Here is a 17,594-nt window from a genome sequence, read left to right on the forward strand (position 1 = left end):
GAAACCGGGCTCAGCCAGTCGGTTTTCGATTCAATGGACGTAAATCAGGACGGTTCTGTTTCTGCTGACGAACTGGCAACGGCGCTTGAAAAGCAGCGTACCGCCATGGGATCCGGCCAAGGCTCCTCTACGCGCACACAGATAGCTCAAAGCTTTCTTTCTGCCATCGCCAACAGCGCCTATCAGACCCTGAGCCAGACTACAGCCACAACCCAAGGCGTGGAGGCCGTGGCCTAACCCACCGCACCGCAGATTCTTCTCCAAAGGAAGAGCACTGACAGCTATGCCCATAAACGACGCCCCGGTTGCACGAGCAGCCGGGTCATCGTTTATGGGCCCTATTTTACCCGCCAGCAATACCCATTCTAGCGCTCACCATTTTTTGCACAGCCTCAGGGCAGAATTCTACGCTTCACTGTGACGGAAAACACAGATAATCCGCGCCAGCCATGAAAAAATGGATTTATCGAGGCATGCGAAAAGATTATTTTTCACATGTTCCGCAAATCTTTTTCGCCCTGTAATCAGCCGCTTAAATTCTGTAACAATCCAATTTTTTTAAACTATTTTTTGCAAATGAGCCACATTTGTGGCAATTATACCGCTTGTGAAATTAGTGAGATTATATTGACATTATCGGTATAAAGAAATAGGAACAAGGCCGAGTTGGCAGACTCTTGTAAACAGTATTCAGCAGAGGGATTTATATGAATAAGTTTGAAAAGCTCCATGAAACTTTGATGCGCGAGATGCGTCTTATCCATGCTCCCGTTGCAATTAAATACTTCTTCGACCAGGAAGAGCTTGATTCTTTCAAAAAAAACCAGCCCCACTATTCCCCCATTAAGCCGCTCACCTTTTGTCAGAGTGAAGTTGGCGCACGAATGGAAGGAATTACAGTTATTGTCGAACGCGAAAACCTTGGCTGTACCAATGCCAGTTTTGTGTTCGGCTGGAAGGATCTGGACGAATCCGAGGTAAAAAGCCACCTCAAGTATTGCGCCGATGCCGACCATGCGCGCCAGGTTCTTGAAGCAAAACCGCATGTTCCGGCCAACCTGCTCGCAGTGGCTGTGAGCCCGCTCGCCGCCATGACCGTGCAGCCCGATGTGGTGCATTTTGTGTGCGACACCATGCAGGCCTACCATATTATCGGCGACTGGATGGCAACCCAGCGCATCGACAACTTCCACCCGTCCATGAGCGTGAACTCTGCCGTTTGCTCCGGCAACGTCTACACGCTGAACACCAAGCAGGCCAACCTGTACCTTGCGTGCAGCGGCAGCTATAATTCGGGCAAGACCGAGCGCGGCGAAATCAATGTGGCCATTCCCGGCGAGCACATTGAAGCTCTTGTGCAGCGCCTTGAAGACCGCGTTACCCAAAAGGGCGGCGCTTCCATCACCCGCCTGGGCGAACCCTTCCCCGGCGCGGCCATCTGCAAAAACTGCCCCCTGATCATCTTCAAGAAAGAACGCGAAGCCTAAGCCAGCGCGTACAAATGCATAAAAGCAACAGCCGGACTGCCCATGGGCAATCCGGCTGTTGCTTTTATATGGTTCTGCCCTGTCCGCGCCCTGCGCGTTGTGGCAACGACTAACGGCTACATAAAGAACAGCCAGGTCAGCAGCGCAAACAAGGGCACAAGAATACCCACCGACCACAGCATGTAGCCAAAAAAGCTGGGCATGCGCACACCATCGCTTTCTGCAATGGAGCGCACCATAAAGTTGGGCGCGTTGCCAATATAGCTATTGGCCCCCATAAAAACAGCACCAGCAGATATGGCCGCGAGCGTTGCGGGCATTTCGTGCATGAGACGCTGCGCGTCCCCACCAGCGGTGTTGAAGAACACAAGATAGGTTGGCGCATTATCCAGAAAGCTAGAAAGTATGCCGGCAAGCCAGAAGTACATGGCGTTTACTGGCTGCCCATCTTGCGAAACAAGACGTATCAGCGGGGCCAACGCGCCATCTGTTCCTGCCCGCAAGATGGCAATGGCAGGAATCATGCTGATAAAGATGCCAAAGAACAGCTTGGCCACTTCTTCAATGGGTGCCCACGAAAAACCATTCAGTTCGCGGCAGCGCCTGCTCGTAAACCGGAGCGACAGCCCGGCCAGACATAGCAGGGCAACGTCGCGCAGCAGGTTCTGCGCTTCAACCGGCACGCCAAATACCGAAACCAGCTCGCCCAGCGGGTACAGACCCGACGCAAGCACGGCAATCACCACACCCAGCAAAAACAGCAGGTTAACGCCACCTTCAAACCCCAGTTTTTCTTCTGGCGCATCATTGCGAGCCGCAGGTTGCGGACAGCCTTCTTTATTGTACAGCACGGAATCAAGAGCAAAAAAGATCACCAGCAAAATTGCGGCCAGCAGGCTGGTTTTTGTCAGCAGGTGGGTTGTTGTCCAAAAAAAGTCCACGCCCTTTAAAAAACCCAAAAACAGCGGTGGATCTCCAAGGGGTGTGAGCGAACCACCAATGTTGGCCACAAGAAAGATGAAAAACACCACAGAATGTGCCCGATATCTGCGGTGGGCATTGGCCCGCAACAGGGGGCGAATAAGCAGCATGGCGGCGCCGGTTGTGCCCATGCAGCTTGCCAGCACCGTGCCTACAGCCAGCAGACCGGTGTTTACCGCCGGGGTTCCCACCAGCGAGCCTGTCAAACGCACACCGCCAGCCACCGTAAACAGGGTGAACAGCAGCACCAGAAAGGGAATGTAATCAAGTAGAATGATATGTAAAAATTCGTACAGGGCGACACTGAAGCCGTAAATCATCAGGCAGGGGACCAGAAATGCCATGCCCCAGCAAGCGGCTATCTTGCCAAAATGCCTTTCCCACAGATGCGGCAACGCCAGAGGCAATACAGCAATGGAAAGCAGCATGCACACAAAGGGAATGGCCCAGAGAACCGAAAGCTGCGCACCTGGAATGCTGGGGTGACCAGTGGACGCCAGCGCCATATCGGGCATGCAGAAAACTGAGCTGATTACGACACCCCAAGCAAAAAACCCGGCCATATGCGCTCCTGAAATTTACTATCTGTGAGGCAGAAGAATATTCGACTACCAATTATCACTATAAATTTCAATCGCTCATCCATTAGATACAGGTAAAAAAACTTCACAACTCAACACTGCATGCCGTGGATATTCTTGAATGGCAAGCTTCAAAATATCGCTGGCCTGCAACACAACATAAAAAACGGGCTGGTGCAGTCATGCACACAGCCCGTCATCAATCAGCACAAGAATTGTCGATTCTGGTGCAGACAATCAACCCTGCTTCATTTCATGAACCAGGCTGCCCAATTCCTGCGCCTGCCGCGCAAGCTCTGTAACCGCATGAGCGGCCTCGCCCATGGCATCTGCAGTCTGCTTGACCATTTCATTTACATTGCCGATCGACATATTGATTTCATCACTTGCGGCAGACTGCTCTTCACTGGCCGTAGCAATGGCGTTTACCTGATCGGCCACACCCAGAACCGTTTCAAGTATTTCATTCAGTGCTTGACCTGACTGACTGGCATAGCCCGTAGCCTGATTGACCTGCTCAAGCGCATTATCCATGATGACATGCTTTTTGAGGTGCTTTCCTGTATGGACTTGATGGCATTGCCAACATCATGGGTGGAAGCCATGGTTTTTTCTGCCAGCTTGCGCACCTCGTCGGCAACAACGGCAAAGCCTCGCCCGGCGTCGCCAGCCCTCGCGGCCTCAATGGCGGCGTTGAGCGCCAACAGGTTTGTCTGGTCGGCAATATCGGAAATAACGCCCATAATCTGGCTGATGGCCTGTGCATGAGCATTCAGCTGCAGCATATCCTGTTTGAGTTCCTGCGATACGGTCTGTACCTGCCCGATGCTGACAAGAGACTTTTGCACAATGCTTGATCCGCTCTGGGCTTTTTCTCTGGTTTCGGCCGAAGCAACAGAGGCCTGACCGGCATTGCGGGCCACTTCCTGCACTGTTGCATTCATCTGGTTCATGGCGGTGGCAGCTTCTGCCAGCCGCTGGGCCGCCTGCGCAGCGCCCTTGTCTGACTGCTCGATCTGGGCAGAAAGCTCGGTTGAGGCAGAGCTGACAATCTGCACCACTTTTTCGAGCCTGCCAGCGGCGTGCAACATAGCATCGGCCTTTTTGTGGGCCTCGTCCTTGGCGGCATTGGCGCTTTCCATGACATCGTGGGCTTGGCGCGACTGCTCTCTGGCATTTTCCGATTCCCTCTGGGCATCCTGAATATGCTCCTTCAATGCCTCCACCATATTGATAATAGCCCCGTATACACCGATTCTGGCGTGACCGTCGTCCACATTAAAATCTCCACCAACCACGCGCCGCGCCACCACCAGCAGGTCTCCGGGATCTCTGCCCAGTTGCCGGTTGGTTTCACGGGCGATCAGCACCGCAGCGACAGACGCAAGCAAGAGGGCAAAAATGGTCAGCCCAATGCCAATGCCATTGCTTTTGGCATACAGACTGTCGCCCAACAGGCCTCTGGCATGGGCATTGTCGTGCGAAACCTTGACCAGACTGTTTATGGCTTCCGAGAGGCTTTCATAGTCAACATGCCCCTTGCCCAAAAGCAGGGCCAGCGCATCGTCTGGCTTTCCCTCTTGCCGCAACCGGTGCACCTCTTTCGAGGTTTCCAGATATTTGAATAGTTCCCTGTCTATGGCGGCAACACAACTTTTGGCGTTGCCCGAAATGCAAAGAGCACTGACTTCTTTAAGCTCACGGTCTAATTTACGGCGAATTTCATCAATTTTAGCCGAAAGAGCCGCAGCTTTTTGCACATTCTTCTCGATAAGATACTGAAATTCGTAAACCCTGTACTCTGTTGTATCGGTATTAATTTCACCTGCAAGTTCTGAAACAGGCACGTTACGGTGGGCCAGAACCGAAGTGATGCCGTTAAGCTCCGCCATCTGCCAAAGCAGATACCCGGCCAGTAACGCCATCAGCAACCCAAGCATCCCCATTCCGAAAGAAATTTTGGTTACGAGCTTCATAAATTTACTCGCGGCTAGAGTTTATATTGCAGTGGGGAAACGCATCATTCACGTAAAATCAATATAGCATATCGGCTTTACACAACTTCACGTTATACCGGTTATGAAAAAAAACTAATACATGCAAACGTAAAAAATAATAAATATCATCATGATATATTTTTGTGCAATAAATTATTTTTCCGAACGACACGCAATTGCAAATCGAAGACAAGATTTCAAATCAAAACAGCATATTAATCAAATATCGATTACATACTTTAAATCAAAGCCAAACATTATTTCGATTTATAAAAATTTATTAATAATAAAAGTATATTAAACAAATAAAAGCAATATAATCGGTATTTTTTACAAAATATAAATATAAATAAAAGAATATATGCAAGATAGATACATAATACGAAAGCTCACTCAAAGTAATCAAAACTGCCGCGATCGGCGTGATGCAAAAATACAATAAGGCAAGTTGCCATGATGGATTTCCACGGTGTTTCCCCAAAAAACTGAAAAAGGGCCGCAGCTCTTCAGCTACGGCCCTTGATAGTTGCGTGATTAAATACGCTTACGACTTCTTCAAGTTTTCCACAATACGGCTCAAATCTCCGGTCATTTCAGCAAGCTGCTGAATGGCCGTCGCCGATTCCGACTGCCCGCGCGTTGTATCGCTGGTAAGACGGGACACTTCGTCAAGGCTGCGACTGATCTCTTCCGATGCGGAGGACTGTTCTTCTGCCGCAGTGGCAATGGACTGGGCCTGCTCCGCATTTTCCTTGGCCAGACCAAGAATGGCGTCGAGGACTTCGCCAGATTTGTGTGACAGGGTTGTGGTTTCCTCCACTACCGTACTGGCGCGATCCATGGAGGTAATGCTCTGCCTGGCGGCAGTTTGCATGCCAGAGATATTTTCTCCCACCTGTTTGGTGGCCCCAATGGTCTTTTCCGCAAGCTTGCGCACTTCATCGGCAACTACCGCAAAACCACGGCCGGCTTCACCAGCGCGGGCAGCTTCAATGGCGGCATTCAGCGCCAGCAGGTTGGTCTGGTCTGCAATATCATTAATAACGTCCATGATGGCGCCAATGCTGTCGGCCTGCTTGCCAAGAGCGGTAAGGTCAACCTTCATGGCCTGGGTCTGCTCGTGCACGTGGTTTACCGATGCGACAACCTGACGCACCAGGGTAACACCCTGCCCCGCTTCCTGCTGGGTTTTGGCGGCATTGGAGGCAGCCTGCCCCGAATTACGGGCCACATCTACAATGGAAGCGGTCATCTGCTCCATGCCCACAGAGGTATCCCCCATGCGCTGGCGCTGAATTTCTGCCGCTTTGGCAATCTGTTCCGACTGGGCGGCCAGCTCTTCGGTGCTGGATGCAATGCGGGCAACTACACCTTCTATCTGGCTGGCAGCCTGCAAAATTCCTCGCCGGGTGGCCAGTTCGGCCTCCTTGCGTGCCTCTTCCGCCTCGGCCACGGCCTTTTGCGCGCGTTCGGCCTCGGCATGTGCATGGCGTTCTTTTTCTTCGGTGGTGCGTATCATTTCTTTAAGGCGCGCCACCATGTTGCGCAGAGCATCGGCCAGCGTACCCACTTCATCCTTGCTCTTGATGTCGAGGGTTTCGTCAAGGTTGCCCTCTGCTACCGCCGTGGCAAAAACAACACCCTTGCCCAAGGGCTTGAAGATCAGCATCGTAACCAGAAAATGCACCATCAGGGCCGACAGCACCAGAGCTACAACGGCCGTAATGGCGCTGGTATGCAGATTCGCTGTCGAGTCGGCCTGGATTTCTTCAAGCGGCTTGTATGTCCAGACCTTCCAGCCCAATCCGGCGATGATGTACAGGCTGCCCTCGTAGGCCTTGCCGTTATGCGTAAACTGGATACGGCTGTTTTTCTGCAGATCTGTGTATTTCTTGAGGTCGGGTATTGCTTCCCACAGGCTTTTGCCAATGCGCTTGTCGTCGCGGTTGGCCATGATATAACCATCGGGGCGGGTCAAAAAGATATTGTCAAACTCCAACACATGGTTGGTAAAATTGGTGATGTCTGTAAGGCCAAGATTGATGCAGAGCGTGCCGGAAATTTTGCCGTTTTCCATCAGTGGAACACCCACGGCCATAACAGTTGCACCGATGGACGAGGTATACGGCGTTGTGACCACGCGCTTTTCGCCGTTGTACATGCGCGTATACCACTCACGCCCCAGCGACTTGGCGTTAAAATTCTTTATCACGCCCTTGTTATTGTGTGTTTCACCCGTATCGAAGGCATAGTAGGCTTCCACAAGCTTTGTCTGGTTAAGCAGCTGAATCAGCAGATTACGCTTATATTCATAAACGTCATCCGGGTTCACCCCCACGGTGTTTGTCAACATGCGCGAGGTGATTTCAAGCAGGTTGAAATACACGTCCATCTTTTCTGACACAGCCTTGCCCACTGCCTGCGACATGGTATCCAGCTGTTCCATTTCGGAATCATAGGATGAGGCGCAGAAACTCCGGTATGAGCTGTAGGTCATCGCCACAATCACCAGAGAAAAAAAAGCAAAGACACTCAATAGGATTTTATTTTTTGCACTCATTGCCACGTCAATTTCTCCTTATCAATGGCAGCTTGGTTACCAGTCTACAATGCATTATTATCGAATATCAGCTAAAATACTTTATAGCAAACAACAAAACACTATATAATTTTCTTAAAAGACCTTTTTTTGCGATAATTATGTTTATTAGAATATCATGCGTTGCATTTATGCAACATATTGTTGCAAAAATGCAACATTCATCAATAAAAAAGCATCCACCTCATGACATATATTGATTCAAAAAATAGAATTATGGCCAAGCCTGCATGCATATCTTGACACATCAAAACGCATAGAGCGCATCATGCCAGATACGGTGATCTGCAATACACAAGGGGTGCATGTTGTGCCAGACACGGCACTTCTGTATAAGCGGGCATTATGAATGCAGCAGAATTCAGACAAAATGCGATCCAGGGCGGCTTGCAATAATGAGCATAAGTGTACTTTGGGGGCTGTTTTTTTCGGCTTTTGTGGCAGCGTCGATTTTTCCGGCGCAGTCCGAACTTTTTCTGGCGGGCGCGCTGGCAAACAAGTCGGCACCGTTCTGGGCCATAATTGCCGCCGCAAGCATCGGCAATACGTTTGGCTCTGCCACAAACTGGCTGCTCGGGCGCTTTTTTTTGCACTATCAGGATCGCCGCTGGTTCCCCATCAATAGAACCAAGCTTGCCCGAGCAGAAGCATGGTACGCCAAATACGGGCGCTGGTCTCTGCTGCTGAGCTGGGCCCCCATAATTGGCGACCCTATCACCCTTGTGGCGGGTATCCTGCGTGAGCCGTTTTCATCATTTATTGTAATTGTGGCGGTAGCCAAAACACTCAGGTATCTGGTGGTGGCGCTCATCACCCTGCAGTTTGCGTAAAAAACAAAAAAAGGATTTACGGATATCTTCCGTAAATCCTTTTGCTTTTTAATGGCGCGCCCGGCAGGAATCGAACCCACGACCAAGAACTTAGAAGGTTCCTGCTCTATCCAACTGAGCTACGGGCGCACACGCAAGGGCTCAGAGCCCAGCCGTGTGGCGCACAATATAGAGATAGCGCCCCATGCCGTCAAGCTCTGCGGCGCATGTCCCGCCCACAGCAAAAAATGGCGCGCGACCAGCGCGTAGCGCGCCCGGCAACGGTTCTACCGCTGACATGCGGCCCGCTTTGCGCTAAGCTCTTTGCATGAATACCACGTTTGGCACTCCTGCAGACATTCAGCGCCATCTGGATGGCCTGGGTCTTTTTCATATGGATATGGGCCTTGGCCGCATGCGCCGCGCCCTGGCGGCTCTTGACCTTACGCGTCCGCCCTTTGTGGTGACGCAGGTGCTGGGCACCAACGGCAAGGGATCCACATCAGCCTTTCTGGCGTCGCTTGCGATTGCGCACTGTTGCCGTGTGGGGCTGTACACCTCGCCGCACTTTGTCAGCCCCACAGAGCGAATCCGCATTGGCGGGCCGGAACAACCAGTTTGCGCTCCGTGGCCAGCGGAAAGCTGGGTGGAACCGGCCAATCAGGTTATGGCTGTTGCGCCAGAGCTGACCTATTTTGAATTTCTCACCGTGCTGGCCCTGCTGGGTTTTGCCCGTGAAGGCGTGGAACTGGCCGTACTTGAGGCAGGCCTTGGCGGCAGGCACGACGCCACCACTGCCGTGGCCGCCGATCTTTTGTGCTATGCACCCATCGCCCTCGATCACAAAGACATCATAGGCCCCACCCTTGCCGATATAGCGGCAGACAAGGCCGCCGCCATACGCAGCGCAGCGCCCGTGTGCAGCGTTGCGCAGTTTCCGGAGGCATCCAGGGCTCTGGAAAACGCCGCACGCGCGCACAAAGCCCCCATTTTCAGGGCCAGCCCCGCGCCTTCAGGCTTGCGACTTGGGCTCAACGGCCCTCACCAGCGCACCAATGCAGGCCTGGCTCTTGCAGCCTGGCAGCAGCTTGCCCTCATGCTGCATAAAAATACAGATGACGCGCCAGCACAGGAACAGGGCCTCCAGCAAGCCTTTGTGCCGGGCCGTTTGCAGCGTCTGCCCGGCACAGAATCCCTGCCCCCTCTGTTGCTCGACGGGGCCCACAACCCCCATGGCATGGCGGCACTGATCAAGGCCCTGCGTGCCGGAGGCATCAAGCCCGCCGCAGCCATATTTTCCTGCCTTGCGGATAAAGACTGGCTGCCCGCCGCCCAGATGCTCAAGCACTATCTGGGCGAGGCCCCCATGTTTGTTGTTACACTCGACAACCACAGGGCCGCAGCGGCAGATGATATTGCGGAGGCCTGCAACAGCCTGCCGCCCGCAACGGCACACGCCTTGCCGCATGGCCCGCAGGCTCTAGCCCAGGCGCTGGAACTGGCCCGCGCCCTGCCTGAAGCCAGCGAAACCCGGCCCGTGCTCATGAGCGGTTCGCTGTACCTGCTCTCAGAATTTTTTACATTGTATCCACAGGGGCTTATGCAGAGCACCGGAGCACAGGGCGCATAAATTCGCGCCGTACCGCAAGCCATATTGACCGCGCTGGCAACGTACATACATTAAATGAGCACAAAAGCCCTTTTTTCATTTCTAGCAGTACATAAGGAAGCCCATGCAGAATCTCTTTCGCGCCATTCCTTCTGTTGACGCAAGCCTTGCCGCCCTGCACCGCGCAGAGGCAGCGCTGGCCGACAGCCAGCAGACCCCGCACGCCCTGTTGCGCGATCTTGTGGCCGCATTCTGGGACAACAAGCGCGAGAGCATACGTGCGGGTGCATGCAAAAATGGCGAAGAACTGCGCCTTGAGCACCAGCTGCCCGCACTGCTGGAATTTGTGCAGCGCGGCCTGCGGCCCCGTTTCCGCTCGGCCCTCAACGCCACAGGCGTTGTGGTGCACACCAACATGGGGCGCTCCGTGCTGGCAGAAGAAGCCCGTCAGGCAGTAATTCGCGCTGCCACCGGCTATTGCAACCTTGAGCTTGACCTCGCTACCGGCGGCAGGGGCAGCCGCCACGCTCTGGTGGAAGAACTCATCTGCCGCATCACCGGGGCCGAAGCTGCCCTTGTGGTCAACAACAACGCCGCAGCTGTTCTGCTGGTGCTCGACACCTTCTGCAAGGGCGGCGAGGTGGTTGTTTCGCGCGGCGAGCTGGTTGAAATCGGCGGCAGCTTTCGTATTCCCGAAGTGATGGAAAAAAGCGGAGCCACCCTGCGTGAGGTGGGGGCCACCAACCGCACCCATCTGCGCGACTACAGCGCCGCAATCAACGAAAACACCCGCGCCCTCATGCGCGTGCACACATCAAATTACCGCATCGTGGGCTTCCACTCTGCCGTAAGCCTGCCCGAGCTTTCCGCTCTTGCGCACGAACATGGCCTGCCCCTCATCGAAGATCTGGGCAGCGGCAGCCTCATGGATTTTTCTTCCTGCGGCCTGCCCAACGAACCCACCGTGCCGGAAGTGCTGGCGAAAGGCGCAGACATTGCCACATTTTCGGGAGACAAGGTACTTGGCGGCCCGCAGGCAGGCATCATCACCGGACGCAAAGGCATGATTGACCAGCTCAAGCGCAACCCGCTCACGCGGGCTTTGCGCTGCGACAAGCTGTGCCTCTCTGCTCTAGAGGCCACCCTGCGCCTCTATCTTGACCCGGAAAAAGCCCGCCAGAGTGTGCCAACCCTGCGCATGATCACCTGCCCCCCCGCCGAACTTGCCAAGGCGGCGCGCAGCCTCGCAAACAAACTGCGCAAGGGCCTCAATACGCAGGAAACCCTGTGCGAAATAGACGTGCGCGAAGATGTTTCACGGGTTGGCGGCGGGGCCTTTCCGCAGTATGACCTGCCTACAACCCTGGTGCGCATCCGGCCTGCCGGGTGCAGCCTCACGGCCCTCAAGGCGGCGCTGCTCGAAACGGTTCCCCCGCTTATCGGCAGACTTGAAGACGACGCATTCTGCCTTGACCCCCGTACGCTTGATATCAGAGAATACCCGGATGTGCTGCGGGTGCTGCGCCAGGCGCTGGATACCGCAAGCCGCCATACCAGATAAATACAGCAAATCGCCACATGACGAAATTAAAGGAATAGCATCATGGAAAAATCGCTCGCCTACAAACCCCAAAGCATCTGGGAAAATGCGGATTCCAAAACCCGCAAGGAAATGGAAGCTCTTGCCCAGCGCTACATCGAATTTCTGACCCGCTGCAAAACGGAACGCGAAACAGTGGAATACGTGCGTCAGCGCCTTGCTGAAAATGGCTATTCCGAAGATTTCAGCGGCGACCGCGTTATGCGCAGCCTGCGCGGCAAGGCCATCTTTGCCGCGCGCAAGGGCGCTCTGCCTCTGAGTCAGGGGCTCTCGCTGCTGGCAGCCCACGCAGACACGCCGCGTCTCGATTTCAAGCAGCGCCCTCTGATCGAACAGCCTGGCGTGGCTCAGGCCAAAACACACTATTACGGCGGCATCCGCAAATACCAGTGGCTGGCGCGCCCCCTGGCCCTGCACGGCGTTATCGTGCGTGAAAATGGCGAAACTGTTGCCGTTACCATTGGCGAAAAACCCGGCGAGCCCGTGTTCTGCATTGCCGACCTATTGCCGCATCTGGCGCAAAAGCAGGTTACACAGCCCGTAAGCGAAGCCTTTGAGGCCGAAAAACTCAATATCATTCTGGCTCACAGCACGCCCAAGGCGGGCAAATCGACCAAGGCAGACGCGCCCAAAGATCCCATCAAAACCCAGCTGCTCGAGCTGCTGCACAAAAAATACGGCATCTGCGAAGAAGACTTTATCACCGCAGAGCTTCAGGCTGTGCCCGCCGGGCCCGCGCGCTTTGTGGGCTTTGACAAGGCCATGATCGGCGGCTACGGACAGGACGACCGCATCTGCGTGTTTACCGCTCTTGAAGCCCTGCTTGAGGCCGAAGCCACAGGCCGCAGCATGGCCGTAATCTTCTGGGACAAGGAAGAAATTGGCTCGGACGGCGCAACGGGTGCGGCCTCGCGCTTTATGCAGTATTGCGTCGAGGACCTTGCCCGCTCGTGGGATAAAAACCTGCCCTCCTCGCATGTGCTGCTTGAAACCCGCGCGCTTTCTGCCGACGTTTCTGCAGCGCTCGACCCCGACTACCAGGAGGTGCACGAAAAACAAAACGCCGCCCAGCTCGGCTACGGCCCGGTGTTTTCCAAATTTACCGGTTCTCGGGGCAAGTACGGCGCCAGCGAGGCCGATGCCGAATTTTTCGGCTCGCTGCGGGGCCTTTTCAACGGCAAGAGCATTGCATGGCAGGCCGCAGAACTCGGCAAGGTAGACCACGGCGGCGGCGGTACGGTGGCCCTGTTCCTGGCTGCGTACGGCATGCAGGTTATCGACCTTGGCCCGGCCATCCTTTCCATGCACAGCCCCTTTGAACTGGCCAGCAGCGCCGACCTGTTTGCCACCAAGCAGGCATTCCGTGCTTTTCTTGAAGCACAGCTATAAGCGTACAGCCATATCCATAACAAAAGGCCCGTACTGCTGCCTGCATCTTGTTGCAGTCAGCCGTACGGGCCCTTGTGATAAAAATTGTGCCGGGCTTATTTGCCTGCAAGGCTGCGCCGGGCTCTTTTACAGATATGCTCCGTTGCCGTGCAAGGGCTCTTGGCGAGCCACTCATGGCACAGCCCGCATACCCACTGCGGCTGCGACTTGGCGGCGTCATTCAGCCAGTTGCCCACGCTGTCCTGCACATATCTTGACGGGTCAGCCTTTAAAGGTTCCAACACTGGCAGCCCAAGAGACGGATTTTCTTTAAGAATGTTCATGTGCGCGCACCACACGCCACGTGGCCGGGTGCTTTCGCTGGCAAAACGGCGCACCTTTTCCGAGGAATCCGCAACCCAACCTGCAAGAAGTGTTATGGCCTGTTGCGGCTGCCTTGCAATATGTGGCCGTACCGCCAGCCATACCCACTCACGCACGCCAAAATGAGCGTCGTCAGCCAGAAAACGTACCGACTCCAGCAGGTTCTCCAGCGGCTCGGCGGAATCCCGCAAGACATGCTCGTGCGCAAGAGCATAGCAAACCCAACCGCGAACAGTATCAGATTGATGCCCGGCAAGATCTTTTAGCCCCTGCCGCCCCACGGCATCCAGCACAAGCTCGCCAGCCAGCGCCATGCGTTTTGAAATGCCCCAGCTTGCAGCCTGACGCATCTTTGCCTGCGCGGCCGCACCAGCCTGCGGCACTGCCGCAGCCATCAGAACAGCAAAATCAACTGCCAGCCCTTCGGCCAGATTGCTTGAGGCGTCCTGCCCGCTGTTGAGCAAGGCCAGGCGTGCTGACGGTATGGGCATGGTTCTCCTGTGCGTGCATCTACAGCAAATTTTATCGGGCTGGCATGCACGGCTGACCTGTCGGGATCGGCCGGGGCGGGCTTGATGCCCGACCCAGAACCGCCAACAGTCCTAGGCGCTGCGGCCCATACCCTCTGCCCTTGTTACAAGCTTGCCAATGTCTGATACAATATGCTGCAGGGGGCACTTGTCTGGCGTTCTGGCGTAGATGCTGCACACCGCGCCCCTGTCTTCGTCATAGGGCAGCAAAAATTTGGGGCCAGCACCTTTCTGCACCCATTCAGGATTGATGCCTTTTTTCTTCAGCAGGCTGAGCAGCCACTTGGAAGGAATGGCCAGCCGCTTTTTGGAATCTGAAATACAGGATTGCGACACATCAAAGAACTGCGCCAGTTCCTGCTGGGTTCTGCACTGGGTGACCGTTTTAATGCGGTCCATGATCGCCATATACTCAAAAACTTTACCACTCATGGGGATAGCCTCCTCTGTACGCCGCAGCGTACAAAACCCGGATATAACTATTGTTGCCAATAAAAACCGGGTGCGGCGAGCCAGGGCTCAGATGCGTGTTTATTGCGCAGCCAGATATCTGGCAAACTCATTAAATCAAACGCGAGGGTGCTTTGACGAAAGGGAGTGGACTGGACAGTGCAAACATCTCAGGATGTGCTGCAGGAAACAATGCAAAAACTGTGGGGATACAGGCATATACTTCGTGCAGCCATCACAGTTTCTGAAAAAACCGTGACAATGAGCCACGCTTCACAGCCCTGCTGGTCGCAACCGACTTGGGAGACAGCATTACATCTGTCTCAAGGAAGGGAGTAGGGGGAACCCATAAGCAGTTCCCGTACACTATAAGCACTACCCATAATCGGAAGCAAGGTTGCTTCCTATAGAACAGGCTGCTAGTGCACAATTCGAAAATACCCATAACTTATGATAAGTCAAGTATTTTAATTAGTAGGCATGTACTGTTTCGCCGAAAAGCAGTTTGCAACTGGGCAATCGCATATCTTGTAAAGTGCGCAAATATACAGAATTGAAGCTAAAATATCTGATATCCGTAACAAGAAATCTTCGGTTGTGCGAAAAAATCATACAAAAAAGCCGAAGCAGCTGTTCACCGCTTCGGCCTTGTAAGCCTTCGCTGCCCTACCCTAGCGCAACATCAGCACCCAGGCAGGCCCCTTGGCGTCCAGATGGCTGGCCACGTAGTTGGAGCGGTCATTGCCGCCGCAAAAAATATCGATACGGTTGCGCTTGATGGCCCCGCCCACGTCCTGGGCAAAGCCAATGCCGCGCAGGGGTATCCTGCCCTTGGTTTCATCCGGGATATTGACGCCGTAAGCAACAATGGAACCCAGGGGTATAAAGCCCCTGTCTGTGGCAAGCGTCAGCCAGTCATCAACCTGAAAACCCATTGCGCCCATGGGGCCACGCGTGCCGTACTTGAAGAAGACATAGCTGGGGTTGTCGTTAAGAATCTCACGCACGCGGCCAGGGTTGTTCTTGAACCATTCGCGCTGTTCAAAAATATCGCCACGCTGCAGCAGATGCTTTTCGCGCATGATGCGGCCAGAGCTTTTGTACTTGTGGCCGTTCTGCCCTGCGTAGTTAACATAGGCCTGCGTGCCGTCGTCAAAAATCAGACGGCCAGAGCCCTGAATTTCAAGAAAAAACACATCCACAGGATCAGCTGCCCAGGCCAGTTCCAGACCCTTGCCCGCCAGCACCTGCTTTTCTTCAATGGTGCGGCGGTCATAGTACTGGCCGCGCTTGGCAATAACCGAGTTCAGATCGGGGGGCAGGCCGTATATGGCCTGGGTGTACCCCGGCTTGCGGGTACGGCTGGCCCGCACGGCGGGTTCGTAGTAGCCGGAATAGTTGATGCCGCCCGTCACCTCGACCCATCGGAAATTCTCAAGCAGCAGATTTGGTTCGCTGTCGAGCCGGGGCAAAAGTTCCTGAAGCCGCTCAAGCGTGCGCGCCATGTCGCCCCAGGTCATGGTAAGGCCCTGGCGCTGCACGGCAATACCATCTCTGGGCTTGCTGTTGACGTAGCGTAGCGACTTGCGCACACTGGGACCCATGTCCTTCCAGCTGTTCAGTTCCTGACCGGAAGGAACAAGGTTGTTCACAAAAAATTCCGGGCTTTCAAAGCCCACCGGCGGCAGGGTTCTTTCCACCACTGGCGGCGGAGCCTGCTTGCCGCAGGCAAACAACGCCATACAGAGCGCCAGCAGCAAGAGCTTACGCAATATGCCGCCTGTGTACGCTACAAAGTTGTTGCGACAATGCCCGGAAAACGCATAACAAGGAGCCGTTTCGTGCATGACCAATTCCCTACCCCTGATATTTGGATGCCGCACCGTGTGTCGTATGGAGAAACCGACACCATGGGCGTGCTGTATTATGCAGAATATTTACACCTGTTCGAACGGGCGCGTAGCGAATATATTCGCCGTTGCGGCATGAGCTACGCCGAAGTGGAGAAAAAGGGCCTTATCCTGCCCGTGCGTGAGGCTCAATGCCGCTACCGCTCTTCTGCCCGCTACGACGACCTTGTGCTTGTGCGCGCCGGCATTGCGGAATGGGGGCGTGCATCCATGCGCTTTGTATATGAGATATGGAACGAGGACAAGACAACACTTCTCGCCACGGGCATGACCCAGCACGCCCTTATCAACCATGAAGGCCGCCCCGTTCCGGTGCCAGACTGGTTTCGCAATCTTACCTTTACAGCCTAGCTCTCACGCCGCCGCAACACCCTGCGGCGGCACTTTTTTAACCTTACGCAGACAGGTGCAAATAGATCAGCGGGCCTTGCCCCGCGAGGGGGCTGCCTTGGGCCCGGGTGTGCGGCGGGCAAAGCGCACGTCGCCCGTGCGCTCCTGTTCGCTGGGTTTCACAGGCTGCCGTTTGACCCTGGCAGTCCTTGCGCTGGTAAACCGCCGGGCCAGATGGGGCAGCTCTGGCGGCACATCGGCCGCGGGGTCGCCCAGTGGGCAAAATGGAGCCCCGCCGCCTACGGCCTCGCCCATACTGAGTGCAAGCCGGGCGCTCACGGCGCGCATAAGCGGCACAAGGTCGGTATATTCTTCGTTCATATCCAGCCCGCTCAAGTGCCAGCTGCCCCGCCCGTGCGCCACCTTGCGTACTCCCCGGAGCTCGCGCTCACGCATGCTCAGGCTGATGCGCAGTTCGCCCTCTGGCAGGTGTAGCACCAGGGCCTCGCCCTGCGCCTCGCCAAGCCCCCTGCCCACAGACTCAAGCCACATACCGGCAGGATTACCCGCCAGGCGCAGCAAATCCTCCAGCCCTGCACGCGCGATGCGCAGATGCTCGCTGGAGGCCATATTTTTTTGATCTTCTTTAATTTTTTCTTCCATCTGGCGAATGCGCTCAAGGCATTCGGCGCGCTCGTCCTCCAGCGTGGTCAAACCACGCTTCATGAAGCGCACGCACATTACCACAATCGCCACAAAAACCGCGCCAGCGGCGGCCCATTCCCATAACGCCATGGCCGTTTCCTCCGCCTGCTCCAGTGTATATCCAAATAACTGTCACAGCGGCGGGCCTTGCTGTCAAGCGCAAAGCCTTACGTCAAAAGTCGCCGCCCCTTTCCTTTTTTGCCGCAAGCCTGTAACGTGGAAGCCAATAGCAGATGGAAGACTTGTTCCTTTCC

General features: G+C 54.8%; 13 protein-coding genes, 1 tRNA gene and 2 pseudogenes. 7 read left to right on the forward strand and 9 right to left on the reverse strand.

Features of this window, described 5'->3' with window-relative positions; all coding sequences use genetic code 11:
- Positions 1-237: pseudogene (locus F8N36_RS02105) on the forward strand (hypothetical protein); the annotation flags it as partial.
- 470 nt (positions 238-707) lie between these two features.
- Entirely contained in the window at positions 708-1,487 is a 780-nt protein-coding gene (locus F8N36_RS02110; RefSeq protein ID WP_291331096.1) for a DUF169 domain-containing protein, read from the forward strand.
- Positions 1,488-1,603: 116 nt separating this feature from the next.
- Here F8N36_RS02110 and F8N36_RS02115 read toward each other — a convergent pair whose 3' ends face one another.
- From F8N36_RS02115 to F8N36_RS02125, 3 genes and pseudogenes are all read right to left on the reverse strand, one after another.
- Entirely contained in the window at positions 1,604-2,983 is a 1,380-nt protein-coding gene (locus F8N36_RS02115) for a sodium:proton antiporter (protein ID WP_291331097.1), read from the reverse strand.
- A gap of 303 nt (positions 2,984-3,286) precedes the next feature.
- Positions 3,287-5,025 (reverse strand): annotated as a pseudogene (locus tag F8N36_RS02120) (methyl-accepting chemotaxis protein).
- 565 nt (positions 5,026-5,590) lie between these two features.
- Positions 5,591-7,492 carry a methyl-accepting chemotaxis protein gene (locus tag F8N36_RS02125; RefSeq protein WP_291331098.1) on the reverse strand — a complete coding sequence of 634 codons (1,902 nt, stop codon included), beginning with the start codon at positions 7,490-7,492 and terminating at the stop codon, positions 5,591-5,593.
- A 548-nt stretch (positions 7,493-8,040) separates the two neighbouring features.
- On the opposite strand from F8N36_RS02125, the gene F8N36_RS02130 reads away from it, so the two are divergent.
- A complete protein-coding gene (locus F8N36_RS02130; protein WP_291331099.1) occupies positions 8,041-8,475 on the forward strand; it encodes a YqaA family protein in 435 nt (144 codons plus the stop codon).
- Between the two features lie 52 nt (positions 8,476-8,527).
- On the opposite strand, the gene F8N36_RS02135 is transcribed toward F8N36_RS02130, so the two are convergent.
- Together F8N36_RS02135 and F8N36_RS02140 are read right to left on the reverse strand one after the other, a co-directional pair.
- Positions 8,528-8,604 (reverse strand) — tRNA-Arg (locus F8N36_RS02135).
- Positions 8,605-8,616: 12 nt separating this feature from the next.
- Positions 8,617-8,754: a hypothetical protein gene (locus F8N36_RS02140; RefSeq protein ID WP_291331100.1), complete on the reverse strand. Its 138-nt coding sequence runs from the start codon at positions 8,752-8,754 to the stop codon at positions 8,617-8,619.
- Between the two features lie 28 nt (positions 8,755-8,782).
- Here F8N36_RS02140 and F8N36_RS02145 point away from each other — a divergent pair, with 28 nt between their 5' ends.
- The 3 genes from F8N36_RS02145 to F8N36_RS02155 all read left to right on the forward strand — a co-directional run bounded on the left by F8N36_RS02145 (position 8,783) and on the right by F8N36_RS02155 (position 13,052).
- Entirely contained in the window at positions 8,783-10,084 is a 1,302-nt protein-coding gene (locus F8N36_RS02145) for a cyanophycin synthetase (protein ID WP_291331101.1), read from the forward strand.
- Between the two features lie 103 nt (positions 10,085-10,187).
- Entirely contained in the window at positions 10,188-11,624 is a 1,437-nt protein-coding gene (gene selA, locus F8N36_RS02150; protein WP_291331102.1) for an L-seryl-tRNA(Sec) selenium transferase, read from the forward strand.
- A gap of 42 nt (positions 11,625-11,666) precedes the next feature.
- Positions 11,667-13,052: an aminopeptidase gene (locus tag F8N36_RS02155; protein WP_291331103.1), complete on the forward strand. Its 1,386-nt coding sequence runs from the start codon at positions 11,667-11,669 to the stop codon at positions 13,050-13,052.
- A 95-nt stretch (positions 13,053-13,147) separates the two neighbouring features.
- On the opposite strand, the gene F8N36_RS02160 is transcribed toward F8N36_RS02155, so the two are convergent.
- From F8N36_RS02160 to F8N36_RS02170, 3 genes are all read right to left on the reverse strand, one after another.
- Positions 13,148-13,906 carry a DNA alkylation repair protein gene (locus F8N36_RS02160; RefSeq protein WP_291331104.1) on the reverse strand — a complete coding sequence of 253 codons (759 nt, stop codon included), beginning with the start codon at positions 13,904-13,906 and terminating at the stop codon, positions 13,148-13,150.
- Between the two features lie 111 nt (positions 13,907-14,017).
- The gene (locus F8N36_RS02165) at positions 14,018-14,377 is read right to left on the reverse strand and encodes a helix-turn-helix domain-containing protein (protein ID WP_291331105.1); all 360 of its coding nucleotides are present in this window, start codon (positions 14,375-14,377) and stop codon (positions 14,018-14,020) included.
- A 689-nt stretch (positions 14,378-15,066) separates the two neighbouring features.
- A complete protein-coding gene (locus F8N36_RS02170; protein ID WP_291331106.1) occupies positions 15,067-16,167 on the reverse strand; it encodes an MltA domain-containing protein in 1,101 nt (366 codons plus the stop codon).
- 102 nt (positions 16,168-16,269) lie between these two features.
- On the opposite strand from F8N36_RS02170, the gene F8N36_RS02175 reads away from it, so the two are divergent.
- Positions 16,270-16,656 carry a thioesterase family protein gene (locus F8N36_RS02175; RefSeq protein ID WP_291331107.1) on the forward strand — a complete coding sequence of 129 codons (387 nt, stop codon included), beginning with the start codon at positions 16,270-16,272 and terminating at the stop codon, positions 16,654-16,656.
- 66 nt (positions 16,657-16,722) lie between these two features.
- Here F8N36_RS02175 and F8N36_RS02180 read toward each other — a convergent pair whose 3' ends face one another.
- The gene (locus F8N36_RS02180) at positions 16,723-17,430 is read right to left on the reverse strand and encodes a hypothetical protein (RefSeq protein WP_291331108.1); all 708 of its coding nucleotides are present in this window, start codon (positions 17,428-17,430) and stop codon (positions 16,723-16,725) included.
- Positions 17,431-17,594 lie beyond the last annotated feature (164 nt).

The organism is Desulfovibrio sp., from assembly GCF_009712225.1.
Taxonomy (GTDB): domain Bacteria; phylum Desulfobacterota; class Desulfovibrionia; order Desulfovibrionales; family Desulfovibrionaceae; genus Desulfovibrio.